The organism is Nostoc sp. DedQUE02, from assembly GCF_034531035.1.
GTDB lineage: Bacteria > Cyanobacteriota > Cyanobacteriia > Cyanobacteriales > Nostocaceae > Nostoc.
Genome location: NZ_JAVRBY020000022.1, coordinates 77,134 through 91,823, shown reverse-complemented (window position 1 = coordinate 91,823; position 14,690 = coordinate 77,134). Strand labels below are relative to the sequence as shown.

At 39.6% G+C, this 14,690-nt stretch carries 9 protein-coding genes; all 9 read right to left on the bottom strand.

Features of this window, described 5'->3' with window-relative positions; all coding sequences use genetic code 11:
- Positions 1-64: 64 nt before the first annotated feature.
- Positions 65-2,329 (bottom strand): cation:proton antiporter, encoded by a 2,265-nt coding sequence (locus RMX98_RS18225; protein WP_322680071.1) that lies wholly within the window; start codon positions 2,327-2,329, stop codon positions 65-67.
- Positions 2,330-2,509: 180 nt separating this feature from the next.
- Positions 2,510-3,331 carry an ABC transporter ATP-binding protein gene (locus tag RMX98_RS18220; protein WP_322680070.1) on the bottom strand — a complete coding sequence of 274 codons (822 nt, stop codon included), beginning with the start codon at positions 3,329-3,331 and terminating at the stop codon, positions 2,510-2,512.
- Positions 3,332-3,446: 115 nt separating this feature from the next.
- Complete coding sequence (locus RMX98_RS18215; protein WP_322680069.1) at positions 3,447-4,499, bottom strand: iron ABC transporter permease; 1,053 nt, start codon at positions 4,497-4,499, stop codon at positions 3,447-3,449.
- A complete protein-coding gene (locus RMX98_RS18210) occupies positions 4,496-5,527 on the bottom strand; it encodes an iron ABC transporter permease (RefSeq protein ID WP_322680068.1) in 1,032 nt (343 codons plus the stop codon). Before RMX98_RS18210 ends, RMX98_RS18215 begins: the two co-directional genes overlap by 4 nt.
- A gap of 167 nt (positions 5,528-5,694) precedes the next feature.
- Complete coding sequence (locus tag RMX98_RS18205) at positions 5,695-7,821, bottom strand: acylase (protein ID WP_322680067.1); 2,127 nt, start codon at positions 7,819-7,821, stop codon at positions 5,695-5,697.
- 34 nt (positions 7,822-7,855) lie between these two features.
- Positions 7,856-9,157, bottom strand: a complete 1,302-nt coding sequence (locus tag RMX98_RS18200) for an MFS transporter (RefSeq protein ID WP_322680066.1) — start codon at positions 9,155-9,157, stop codon at positions 7,856-7,858.
- Positions 9,158-9,194: 37 nt separating this feature from the next.
- A complete protein-coding gene (locus RMX98_RS18195; protein WP_322680065.1) occupies positions 9,195-10,178 on the bottom strand; it encodes an iron-siderophore ABC transporter substrate-binding protein in 984 nt (327 codons plus the stop codon).
- Positions 10,179-10,193: 15 nt separating this feature from the next.
- A complete protein-coding gene (locus RMX98_RS18190) occupies positions 10,194-11,150 on the bottom strand; it encodes a sucrase ferredoxin (RefSeq protein WP_322680064.1) in 957 nt (318 codons plus the stop codon).
- Between the two features lie 223 nt (positions 11,151-11,373).
- Positions 11,374-14,379 (bottom strand): TonB-dependent siderophore receptor, encoded by a 3,006-nt coding sequence (locus tag RMX98_RS18185; RefSeq protein WP_322680063.1) that lies wholly within the window; start codon positions 14,377-14,379, stop codon positions 11,374-11,376.
- Positions 14,380-14,690: the final 311 nt, after the last annotated feature.

The window sequence follows — 14,690 nt, the reverse complement described above, 5'->3', positions numbered from 1 at the left end:
TAATTGAACTACACTACTTCCTACTCCCCATCTCAGTCGTAATCTAAGCTTTAGCTGAAAATGCTTATGGCGTAGTAATTATCGCTACTGGGCAATGAGCTTTACTTAGAATTGCATCTACTCTGTGACCGAAGAAAACGCGACCCGTAACCATTCGGATATTACTCCCTAGAATAATTAAGTCAACTTCTTGGGTTTTGGCAAACTTGAGGATTTCTCTTTCTGGGCTGGTTCCTTGAAGAATATAAGTTTTGACATCAGCACCCAAATTGCGGCCAATTGCTGCTTGCTGTTCGAGCATATCGTGGGCAATTTCTTTGACTGGAGCTAGCGATCGCTGTTCGTAAAGAATATACTCAACCTGTGGCAAATTAATCACATTAACGATCATCACTAATGCCCCGGTTTGAGCTGCGATCGTACTTGCCATCTCTACAGCATTTTTGCTGTATTCTGTCCCCACGGTTGGCACTAGAATCTTTTTCAACTGTTGTTGAGGGATTTTGCATATCTCGCCTTTAGGTTGGGGTAGCTGCGACTTTACCACCATCGTTGCACAAGGCGCTTCTTGTACTACCCGGTCTACAAGCAAATTAAATAATGCTTTTTGGGGGCGTATTTTTTCCGAAGCTCCTAGTACAATCAAGTCATAGTTTTTGTTCGCTTCATTCAGAATTACCTCCGCTTTATTACGCCCAGACTCAGTTTTTGTTTGCAGAGTGGTGTCACTAGGTAGCTGCATTTCCTCAGTTACAGTGGCCAGAGCAAGGTCTGCGGCAGTATCTTTAACCTGGGTTGCCTCTATCCGACGGGCTTTGTTTTGAGGTTTCTTATCACTCAGAGCATATAGAGATGTAACTTCTATCGAGTTTTGGTGAGCCATGTAACCGACTAATTGCGCCGCCAGTTGGATGTTGGGGCCACCACTAGTAGGTATTAAAACACGATGAATCTGCTTGATAAAGCTCTGGCTATCCTGTTCTTCTTGTTCTAAACGTTTAGCTTCTTCTTCACCCATAACCACCTTTGACAAACACCAGCGCAAAAGTGGTGGAGCCATTAGGGAAGTGACGATCGCCACCATAACAATAATTGAGTACATCTGGGGATTCAGCACTCCCAAAGATAAACCAATGGTAGCAACAACAATTTCCATCGCCCCGCGAGCATTCATCCCGGAACCCATCGCCAAACCTTCCCAATGACTCAAGCCGCCTACGCGAGAACCAATGTAAGCACCTGTAAATTTGCCAACACAGGCGACAGCGAGAACAATCAAGCCAAATATCAAGGTTTGAGGAACTAGCAGGGTTAGCAAGTTAACTTTTAACCCTGCTGAAGCAAAGAAAATTGGCGCGAGAAAGGCTGCGGTGAATACTTCTAGCATCTGTCCGGCTTCATTGCTAAAACGCCGGGATTGGCCTGCGAGAATCCCCAGCACGAAAGCACCTAATGCTGCTTCTAAACCTAATGCGTGGGTAAATGCTGCTGCTGAGAGCGCAAGAATCAGCACAACCGATATACTCGCGGAGATGCCGCCAACGTAGTCATCAACCCAGCGTAAAATCTGGTCTATAATAGTACGCCCAATTGTGAAGGCGATCGCTAAAAATAATATAGCCGCGCTTACAGAATGAAAAATTGTCCCAAAGTCAAATTTGCCGCTACTAGCTAAACCTGAAACCACAGAAAGTAAAATCCAGCCGATGGTGTCGTCAGTCATCCCAGCAGCTAAGGTGACTTGACCAATGTCACGGCGAATCAGGTTTAAGTCCATCAACACTTTCGCAATTACTGGTACTGCTGAAATACTCATTGCTGTGGCGATGAACAGACTAAATACTAGTCGCTTTCCGGGATCGGCTAAAAAACTATTTGGTAATAGCCACCCCAGTCCAAATCCGGTGATAAAGGGGACAATAATTCCCCCCAGTGAAATCAATAGAGCCGTTTTCCCCTTACGCAGAATCAGCTTTAGATCCGTCTCCAACCCAGTCACAATCAGCAAAAATAACACGCCTAACCAAGAAATTACCGAAAGTAAATCAGATTGTTCTTGACTTTTGGGAAAGATGTGTCCCTGTAAGTCTGGAAGCAACAAACCAAACAGAGAAGGGCCAAGCAAGACACCTGCCAGTAATTCTCCAACAACAGGTGGGAAGTTAATTCGGCGCATTAACTCACCTAATCCCCGCGCTACCAGCAGCAATAGTGACAGTTGTACCAGCACTAACAGCAATTCATGATGGCCGAGAGGTTTAATTAAACCGTCACCTGCTACTTTCTGTGCAGCGAGTACAGGTACTAACATCAGGGGCAGGTTTTGCATAGTGTCCAAAGGTTGGATTACAAGTTTTTAAAGTGGCTATTCAAGTAAATCCTGTAAGTGTTTGCTTCCACATCGGTCTAGGAGCTGAAAGTGTTATTGTCATTATTAAGGGCAACACGAGCGGGTGCGATCGCCCGAAGCTGCGATCGCTCTTTACTAATAGTAGAGTTTTACTCGTTTCTATCTTCTCCCCTTCCTTCCTACTGGTATACACATCGGTGTCCCTGAAACTGGGTCAGGTATAATCCGACATTCCAACCCAAAAACCTCCCTTACCATCTTCTCAGTCATTACTAAATTAGGTTCACCAACAGCAAAAATTTGCCCTTCTTTCACTGCTACTAAATAATCAGCATAACGACAAGCATGATTCAAATCATGTAACACCATAACAATCGTTCTTCGCTGGTTTTGATTCAAATCGTATAACAAATCTAAAACTTCTATTTGATGTGCCAAATCTAAAAAAGTAGTTGGTTCATCTAACAATAAAATATCTGTATTTTGAGCTAATGCCATTGCAATCCAAGCACGCTGTCGCTGTCCACCCGAAAGCGTATCTAACTCGCGTTCACCCAAGTCTTTAATTCCAGTAATTTCTAAGGCTAGTTCTACCAATCTTTCATCTTCTTTTGTCCACTGCTGCAACCAATTTTGATAAGGAAATCTTCCACAAGCTACTAAATCTCTGACGGTTAATCCTTCTGGTGCAATGGGACTCTGAGTAAGAATTCCTAACTTTTTAGCAACCTCTTTTGTTGACAGGTTAAATATATCTGCTGTATCTAAATAAACTGTGCCAATATTAGGTTTTATTAACCTTGCTAAACCTTGCAATAAAGTAGATTTACCACAGCCATTTGCACCTACTAAGACAGTGATTTTACCTGAAGGTATATTTAAATTTAAGTTATTAATAATATTTTTTTTGTCATAACCTAAAGTCAAATTATTAGCTGAAAGTTGGCAATGTAGATTTTCAGTAAATAATGAAGTTAGCATAATTAAAATTTAACTAAATTTAAATCTTTTTGTAAGTATGTAACCAAATAAAATCACGTTAATTATTATTTCAGTCAGGATGTGGCTGGAATTACTTAGTATACAATTGATGAAATTATGTTTTGGTGTGTTGATTATGAGTTAATAAATAAATAAAATATGGTGCGCCAATTATAGCAGTAACCAGACCACAGGGAATTTCGATAGGAGCAAAAATAATTCTACCAATAAAATCAGATAAAACCACCATCATTGCTCCTGTCATTCCCGCTACTGGAATCAAACCTTGATGATTTCCACCTACCAACTGGCGGGCAATATGGGGAGCAATTAATCCCACAAATGCAATTGTTCCCGCAGTAGCAACTGCTGCACCGGAAAGGGCTGCACTAATTAATAATAAAAAACTGCGTTGCCATTCAACCTTACTACCTAAACCTTTGGCAATATCATCTCCTAAATTTAAAGTATTTAATTCTGGTGCTTTGATTAAAGCCAAAGGTACAAATATAACTAGCCAAGGTAAAAAAGCAAAAACCTGTTTCCAAGTTCTCCCGTAGACGCTACCAGCCAACCAAACTAAAGCCTCATTAACATCATCAATTTGACCAAATGTTACTATCAAACTAGTAAAAGCACTGGCTACTGCTGAAATTCCCACACCAATTAAAATTAAGCGGACGGGATGAATACCCCGATCCCATGCTAAAAGGTAAATTAATAAAGATGCAGCTAACGCACCCACGAAAGCTGATAAAGGTAAAATTCCTATTGGAAGATTTGGTAATAATACAATTACACTCACAGCCACAAAGCTGGCGCCTGAATTAATTCCAATAATTGCAGGATCAGCTAAGGAATTTCGAGTTAAACTTTGCATGATTGTGCCAGAAATAGCTAAAGCTATCCCTACGAAACAAGCAGTTAAGATTCTTGGTAAACGTAGAGTATTAATTACAAAAGCATAATCGGGATTTCCTGTATCTATTCCCAGTACAGTTTTAATTACTACTAATAGCGGTGTTGGGTATTCTCCCATAGAAGTGTTAATTACCATCGCAGCTAATGTGAGAATGGTCAGGATAAATAAAATCCTCGGAACTTGATTTTGAATCCGAAAGGAAAATCCTAGTTTGGCAGAACGAAAACTAAGTGAGTTTTTCTTCATTTTTTTATCTGATATTTGGCTAAATATATAAAGAAGGGCGCACCAAGTAAAGCTGTCATAATTCCCACGGGTATTTCTTGCGGTCGAATTAATAATCGCGCTAATATATCAGAAACTAATAGCAATATTCCCCCAAAAATTGCACTATAAGGTAATATCCAACGATAATCTACCCCAACTACAAACCTAACCAGATGGGGAATTATTAAACCAATAAATCCAATTGAACCCGCAGCAGCAACGGAACTACCTTCTAAAAGTAAAACACTAACGGCGGCGGCAATTTTTATCGATAAAGTTTGCTGACCCAAACCTTTGGCAATATCTTCTCCCAGACTTAAAATCGTGATTTGTCTTGCTAAACCAAATGCCAAAATCATGCCAAGACAAATGTAAGGCAATACTTGAAAAATAATGTCTTCATCAACACCTGCTAAAGAACCAGCCAACCAAAAGCGCATTTTTTCCAAAGTTTGCTGACTGACTATTAAAATTCCCGTTGTTAGTGAAGAGAGTAAGCTACTAATAGCCGCACCCGCAATTGTCAGATTTAAGGGAGTTATACCGTTACGTCCTAGAGAAGCAAAAATATAGACACTGACAACGGTGACACCTGCACCAATAAACGCACACCAAATATAAACACTTGGTGCAGATGTGCCAAATAGAAAAATACTAATGACTACAGCAAAAGCTGCACCTGCATTCACCCCCAAAATCCCAGGATCGGCTAACGGGTTGCGAGTCACACCCTGCATAATTGCGCCAGCAGTAGACATTGCTGCACCCACCAATATTGCCAAAAGCGATCGCGGTAAGCGAACAGTTTGAATAATTAAATGTTGTCTAGAACCGTCAAACTGAATAAACGCAGTAAGGATCTGATGCAGGGGAATATCTGCTGCGCCAAATGAAACGCTGAAAATTAGACAAACCAGAAGAATTAGCAATCCCACAATTAAACCCGCAATGGGAAATGTTAGGGATGATAAAAATCTTCTGGTTGGTGAGGGAACCGATCTACTCATTGTTCAAATTACTGGCTTCAAGCAGTGTAATTGTTGTTTGTTTTGTGACAATATTTATTTGCGTAGACAGGGAATAGGCAATAGGCTTTTTAGTTGTACTGAGTTTTTTCAGAAATCAAATATAAGTCCTATATACAGACAGACAATTGATTCATAATTCATAGCTGTCAAAAAATTTTGCGTTCTTCTAAATGTGCTAATACTTCTGTACGAGTTCGCCAAACAGGACGCAATTGCTTGCGAGTAAACAGTGGTAGTTGGTCGGTAATATGGGGCGAACCGGGTTGAGTCGCGTTACCGTAGCTGATGAGAGCCATTGCCTTTACGGGTTGCGAAAACTCAACGGCTGCAACATAACTATCACCCAATACGGCTTGAAAGCGTTCATCGTTAGCTGGAGCAAAATGGAGGACGCGGAATATTCCTAGATCCCCAACGCCACCATTGGCAGGTAAATCTAAGTTTCCGCTACGCACTCGGAAGACTTCACCCCAAGCAACATCTAGCTTTCCATAAGCTTTTTCGACTTTTGTTGCTGCTATTTGTAGCGCTTTCGCCGCACTTTCTGGGTCTTTTAAACCATTGGGTGTGGTGCGTGGAGAGTTCTCACTCCAAGGAATACTGAAGATTTGCTTTTCAGCCATTTCTTCCCACCAAAAGGAAAACAACACCGCGCCTCGACTATCAGCATCAGCATTCCGATCCCAAGCAGCCAAAATATCAGCAGCACGACGAGCTGATTCATCGCCATATTTTTGAGCCGCAGCAATTAGGTCATCGAGGATACGTTCTGCAAGCTCCATTTTGGTGGAATGTTTGTACTCAATCATTTTCTCAAAAGAGATTTTTGGATCTTCAGCCAGCATTTTGGCAGAACTTTGTGCCCGGAAAGACATTTCTCCTCGTGGAGCCATATAAGCAGGGTAATCATCTGCTTTGATGACAGCAGGGAAAGTAGTTGTCCAAGGTGCATCATTAGCATTTTGCAACCAACCGCTAGGCGGGTCAATTACACGCGGTAAATCTTTGTATGGGTGCATTTTTGTCCACAAAGTCTTAGATGTGTCGCCAGGAATTAAACCTTCCCAGTATTGAAAGTCTCCTTGTTGACGAATCGGCACCAGACCGTTGAATAAGTGCATGATATGTCCTTCTCGGTCTGCATACATGACGGTAAACATCGGTAGTTGCAAGCGTTTCAATACTTTTTGAAATTGGGTTAAGTTTTGGGAACGTGCCATATCCCACCACTGCTCCAACACACCGGGACGGTCTGCACCGACAACCCGCAATGCCACAGCAAACCCATCTTTTTCTTGAACGACTGCACCGTGGACGGAACTTTTGACTAATAATGGTTGTTCGACTAAGGAGCCATTTTTTTGCTTGACTTTTAACAGAAACTTTGATGTTGTAAAAGAACGAACTTTGCCATCAAAAAGATAACCATTATCAGCCAATTTCAACTTGTATATATCCCAACCATCATAGGTATTGACGGTATGAGTCCAACCCAAATAATCGTTAAAGGCGATCGCTAAAACCGGAATTCCTACCAATGCTGCTCCCGAAGCATTCATCCCTGGGGCAGTAATTTGGGCTTCATACCAGACAAATAAATCCGACCATAACGTGTGGGGGTTTGCCAACAACATTGCCTTGCCACTGGCAGAATGTTTGGGTGCGATCGCCCAACCGTTAGAACCAGCTTCCGATGGAGTATGAGTAATATCTGCTACCTGTTCTTGATTGACAATAAAAGTAAAATACAGCACTCTTTGCAAATGTGCCAAGACATCCTCTGGCTTCACAGGTAATACTATTTTTACTTGCTCATCAATTAAATCAGGATGGTCTTTGGCATAAGTATTTATTCCAGTGGCAAAGGCATTTATATAACTACGAAAAGCTGGACTTTGTGCCCGATACCAAGAATTTGCCCGATTGGGCACTCCCATCGTCAGCACCCATTTATCAGATTCTAAATACTCTTCTCCCCAATATTCGGCTGCTTTTCCTCTAGCTTGACCGTAGAGGCGCAACAGCAAGTTAGCGTGACTTTGCATCTGGGCCCAACCAAATGCCTGGAAAGCGCTTGGAGCATCTTTACCATATATATGCGGTATACCGTAAGTATCCCATAATATCTCTGTAGTTTTGGGTGCAGTCGCAAAACTGTTATTTGCCAAAACTACAACTAAAATGGCACTGAAGATAAAAGCTAAAAATCGAGATAATTTTCTTTTCAGTATTGGCTGGTCAAATAGCCACAAATACACCCTAAGATTCAACATGATGGTTTGATTAAATTAATTTAACTAGAAAAATTTAGTGATTTTCGTCTATATTCCGTAGCAAACGGACATTAAATCCAAACGCACCTACCAGCAACATACATAAAGCACATAGAACGTATAACAGTGCCATCCCAGCACCTTTGTTGATGCCAAATATATTGCCAAACAGCCATGCTAGCTGACCATTTGCTTTCATTGCTGGTTCAAAAACTTTATCCGCCAGAGGCCCGGCAATTAAATAAGCTATAGCTGAGAATATCTGAAAAAGTAGCGATCGCACTGCAAAAACTCGACCTTGTACTTCAGGAGTAACCTTTGATAGCCAGATGGCATTTTCTGAACTTCCATTTAAAGGGAAATTGAGCGAAGAACAAAATTGAGCGCCAATCCAAACGAAGGCTGTATTTCCCAACCCAAAAATAGTTTTACTCAAACCTGCACCGACCATTCCCCATAAAAAGCCCTTCACTCGATGCTTAGATCCACCCCAAGCACTCATGATTAATGCTCCCATCACACCACCTATACCTGCTGCTGAGGCTAAACTGCCCAACAAAAGAGTATTATTACCCGAACGTGCCAGAATCATCGGTGTGTAAACAGCACCACCTACATCGTGAAAAAACCAAAACAGCATTCCGGTCATTAACAAAGCTAGAAGGCTCTTGTGTGTTTGGATATAACGCCAACCAAATCCCAATTCCTGCCAAATATTTTCTGGATGTTGACTGTGAACTTCTGTAGATGGTGGTTGTGGGATGTGTATTAAAAGCACACTAATAATTGCAAAACTAAAAGTCAGGATATCAATCAGCGAAATTCCCACCAAACCGACTACATGGTATAAATAGCCAGCAAAAGCTGGTGCCATAATTTTTGCACCATAAGTTGATAAAAATTCCATACTACTAGCGCGAGAATAATGCTTTGGAGGTATCATTAATCCCACAGATGCAGAATAGGCTAGAGACTGTAATTGATTAAAAATTCCTGTAATTGCGCCTGTGATATATAAGTGCCAAACTTGCAAATGATTGGTCAGATATAGTAGTGCGATCGCTATTGTTATTCCTACAGCTACGCTATCTCCTACAATCATCAGTAACTTGCGATTCCACCGATCTACAATCACTCCACTAATTGGAGTAATCACAATACTGGGAAGTAACGTATAGAAACCTACAAGCGTTAGTGTTGTTACCTGATCTGTAAATTCCCAGACCCAAATCTCTAGCGCAAAGCTGGTCATACTACTGCCCATAGCCGAAACAAACTGACCAATCCAGACAATAATAAAATTACGAAAACTACTAAATTTCATTTCTGTTTTCATGAGCAGCGTTCCTTATAATTGACTAATTAATTCCCTGTCACGCTGCCTTGAGCAAATACTTATATAAATCATCAATTATTGCATTTGCTGATAGAATACTTCCAAAAATCCAGTAACTAGAATCAACACTATAAACTCGTTGATTTTGAACTACATTAAGGGTTTGCCAAAGACGAGTTTTTTGATATTTTTGGAATAATTCTCTAGCTCCAGGATCTACCGCTACAAATAAAACATCAGCATCAAGTAAGTCTATACGTTCTAAGTTCAGTATTACCAAATTCTCGTCAGGATTTTTAACTAACTGACGTTGAGCATTTGGCATAGCAATCCCGGCGGCTTCCAAAATACTGACAGGAAATGAAAATTGAGAACGAAACTCAGGTAGTTGTACTCCTCCATGAAACCGTCCGACAGAAACTTCTAGTTTATTTAGATGATTATCTAAAGCAGCCCGTAATTTTGTTAATCGCTGTTCGTATTGATTGAGTAATTTTTCAGCTTCTCCAGCCCTGTTTAATACTTCACCAACACTCCGAAAAGATTCTTGCCATTTATCATGAACATATTTAAATTTAACTGTTGGAGCTATTTGTGAAAATAATTGATAGCTTTCTGAGTCAATATCATATAAGCTAATAATTAAATCTGGATGCAATTTCAATATTTTTTCTAAATTCAACTGCCCCTCTTTGCCTACATAAGTTATACCAGCCATTTGCTTCTTGAGAAAACTAGTTTTACTAGCTACAAAAGCATGTTCAGGTACACCTATTGGTTTCAATCCTAATGCTATCAAAGGTTCTAATGTAATTTGCTCCGCAACAACAATGCGCTGCGGATTGATAGGCACACAACTTTCACCTAATTCATGCTTAAATAAGCGACATTCTGGTATTGATAACTGTGATTTAGATTCACCCGGATTTTGATCAAAACCACTGTGGCAAGCGGCAAAAAATAATAACGAAATAGCCATCAAAATACATAAATTGCAATAATATATGTATCTTTTTTTCATAAAAATATACATATATTATTCATGCACCTCTGTCAACAAATTTTGTACATAAAACTGGGGAATTGTTTCGACAAACTCACCCTGACAATCGCTTAGATATAGAGTCTTATTTTTATCAAGCAACACATCAGCTTTTACACTAACCAAGTTCCCATCTAGCCTAAGAAAATTTAGTTTTATACAGTTAAATTCCCCATTCTCACTTTGTTGGATAATCTGATAATCAACTTTGTAAGTCAACCATTGCCAACCATAGATAAGAATCATTTCTCTTTCTAAAACCTGTGCAGCTTCTGGTAATATTGCCCACCCACGATAAATATGCTTAATAAATTCAATATTTCCAGTGCGGGTCAAAATCGAAGAGAATGATTCAGAATCTAACCTAGCATAGTATCTAGCCTCTGGAAAATCGATAGCAGTAGGTGCAAACCGATGACCACCAAAATGGCTAGATTGCCATACTCTAACATTATTCATCCCTAAATCTTTAACGATATTTTTTGCCTGACGATAAAAGGGATTACCAAATTTAGCACAGCATTTATCATGGCTACCATGAGTACATATAAAAATATCTCTTGTGTGAGATTCGCTAATATAATTATCTAAATTTTTCTCAAGCAAGCATTTTTTAATCATAGGCGCTACTTCAGCAATATCAGATAAGAACAATTCATATTTGCTATATCCTTGAGCTAAACCAGTAGGTTTATGATATATCAAAACTCTTGTTGAGTTTGGCTGCTTCAATTCCTTGTTATAAATTAATAAAAACTCTACAGTTATCTCAGATTTTGCAAATTCCTTGACTATATTTCGCAGATTCTCAGGAACTGGTTTAGAATTAAACGCCTCATTTGTCCAAGGAGTTGGACATTCAACCATCACAAAAAAGTCAAAATTGTAAGCATTGGCAATTGGATCTTCTCCAACATCAAGAGACTCTAGCGCACAAAAAGAATTAGCCATGATGAAATAATTGGGTAATAAAGGATTAAACTTTTCACTGTCACCCTAGTTTTTTAGGGTAGATATCTGTGAACCTCAACCATATTATTTGCGTAACAAAAACAATTCAGTTATTGGTGAACCAATATTATGTATGAACAATAAAGCAAATTTTGAGCAGGGAAACCCCGTCCGTTTAGTGAAGTTTTCAGTTAAAGTATCACATTTTACAACTACTCCCAAATTAAAACTCGAAAGAAACAGTTCCCAGAACAGTAAATGGTGCAGCCGGAACAATGTAAAATCCTTGAGACTCATAATATTTAGTATCAAATAAGTTTTTAATATTGACACCAACCCGCCAATTATCCCGTTTATAGAAAACACTGGCATCTGTTCTCAAATAAGAAGGAATTTTGACATTATTGGGTATACCAGATTCCCGTTGACCTACATAAACTAGACCAAATCCTAGTCCTAAACCTTGTAAATTACCTTTTTGTAATTGATATGTAGTCCATAAACTAGCGCTGTTGTAGGGTACGCCAGCTAATCTATTATTAACTAATGTTGGATCATTATCTTCGCTGACAAAGGCATCTGTATAAGTATATGTGCCAATTATTTTCCAGCCAGGAAGAATCTCTCCAACTATATCGAGTTCAACACCGCTACTTTTTTGTTCACCTGTTTGGATTTGGAAGTCAGAATTGGTAGGGTCTGTAGTCAAAACATTTTTCTTTGTGATGTCGAAATAAGCTAAAGTTGCTGAGATACGCTTGTCAAGAAACTCCTGCTTAATACCAACTTCAAATTGTTCTGCTGTCTCTGGTTGAAATGCTTCGTTATTAATACTTCTTCCGAATATTTGCGGATTGAAGGAATTTGTCCAACTTCCATAAATTGAAGTGGAATCAGTAGGTTGATAAACTATCCCAACTCGTGGTGAAAATTTAGAATCTGAAGTTTCATTGATAGTTGTACCTGCTTCCAAGTTTCTATAAAATGAATCAGCCCAGTCAAAACGTCCACCAGCTAGCAATTTAAGATTTGGTGTGATCTCAACTAAGTTCTGCAAATATATTGCAATGTTACTTCCACCATACTTCTCAAAAAATGCTCGTTCTACGGATTCTGGCTGTGCGCCATAAACAGGATTAAAAATATTTAAATCTGCAATATCTCCTTGATAATAGTCGTACTGGAAACTGTAATTGGATAACTCTAGCCCCACAAGAATATTATGACGAATTGAGCCAGTATTAAATTTGCCACTTATTTCATTTTGAAATGAAATGTTGTTTGATTCATCATTACTAACTCGATATCCCCGCGCCACAGTTAAACCATCATCGTTTATAGAATTTGCTTGAACGCCTCCCGCACTACCGCTAATGTTAATGACGTTGAAGCCTTGGCGAAATTTCCAATTATTGTTGTAGCCAAATTTACTTTCTAGAATATAAGTGAAATTATTAGATGTAAATTCACCTCTATTGAGATTGGGTTCACCTAAAAATCGGCTGATGGGAAGGTCGAAAACTACCCAATTATTATTTGGAAAACCTCGGTCAAAAGTGTAGTCATACTTTTGGTATTCATAACCAAAGGTAATATCTGTATTCTCTCCTGCTTTTACAGTAATCATTGGCCCAACATAAGTACTTTCATTATTAACGAAGTCACGGAAGCTATCAGCGTTTTCGTAAGCTACATTCAGACGGTAAAGAGCAGAACGATTTTCTAGAAGTGGCCCGGTCAAATCAACTGATGTGCGGTAAAAGTCGTAGCTGCCAATAGTGCCATTGATTTGATAAAACGGGTCTGATAGTGGTTGTTTAGTAATTGTGTTGACGACACCACCAGGGCTGCTAATACTACCATACAGAATTGATGCTGGCCCTTTGAGAAATTCTACACGTTCGATACTAGAAATATCACGCGGACTAATAAAGCCAAAATCTTTAAAGCCATTACGCAGAGTCTGAAATTCTGTCGCAAAACCACGAATAAAGTAGCCTTGAGATGCAAGTCCACCATAAGTCTCTTGACTACGTACACCACTAACATTGTCTGCTAGCTCGTTGAGTTTGACTACTTGTCGGTCTTGAATGATTTCTTTGGGTATTACCTGTACAGATGCAGGTATATCACGTAAGGGAACATCTATTTTTGTTGCAGTTGATGAATCTTGTACGCGATACCCGTCTTTCTCACCTGTGACTGTTAACTCAATTGGCTCGTCAGAGGCCGATGGCTGTTCTGGCTGGGTTGGTTGTGTTGGTGTTTGGGGTTGTGTCTGTGCTTGGGTAGAAGATGCAGCTGAGGCTATACCAAAAATCAAACCTTGGTCACTATCAAATAACTCTACTTTCGGAATACTGTCTACTCCAATTACAGCCATTCTGATAGTGTTGGCATCGGAGTTAGTCACTGTGACTTCACTAACTCCAGCAATGGGTTTTTCTTGGCGGAATGTGCCACCACTGGGTAAGCGTAGTTGAGCCGAGTTAATTTCGATAATATATGTGTTGCCTTCAGTCTTAGGCAATACTGGTAATTTTTCACCATCTGGAGTTGTCAAGATGATTTCTAAACCGTTATTGGTGGGATTAAGTTTGACTTCTGTAACTTCTGCCACGGCTTGTGTTGGCTGCTGTGGTTTAGTGGCTGATGCAACTGGTGTAACTGCAAAAATCAAACCTTGGTCACTATCAAATAACTCTGTATTAGGTAAACTTCCCTCACCGATTACCGTTACTCTCAAACTATTGGTGTTAGCTTGAGTGACGCTGACTGATGCAATGCCTGGTGCAGGATTATTTTGGGTAAAGTTTCCACCTTCGGGCAGTGCTAGCACTGCATTGGGTATATCTGCTATATAACTGTTGCCTTGATTGTTATTGACTGGTTTGAGTGCTTCGGCGTTGGCACTTTCTAAAATAATTTCAATGCCTTTATCAGTAGAATTTATTTTAACGCCTGTAACTTTATTAACGTTATCGCTGCTTTGCACAAGCAATTGTGCCGCTCTGGTAGAGTGAGATTTCTGACTAGATAGTTCGGCTGTGTGTGTTCCTGCATGGGCTGGTTGTACTAAGCTGCTAATTACCGCTAATGCTAATGCCACCGAACGTATCTCACTCATTAACCCACCCTTCATTCTTGTTTCTCCTTGAACTGAACCTGTAATTAACAGGCTTTTAAGTAAAGCTCTAGTTGCATATTGATACTCATTCTCACAGCTCATGAAAAATGTCACGTCTGATATTAATGACGCGATATATTATCAATAATGTTTGACACTAGCTCTGGAAATCCTCAAAAGCTATCTGCGACTAATTTGCATCTAACTCTAGTGCTATTAGGAGACATTATCATAAAGGTTACATCTGAGCAAGCATTTATCAAAACTTCTGGATTTTATGAATCTGACTAGCGTCGGGTAAAAAACCCTTATATATAAGTCTTTTTAAGACATTGCTATAGTCTATATAAAGTTAGAAATCTCTAACTTAAGCTTTTTACATCTATCTGAAGAGATAGTTTGATAAATTATTT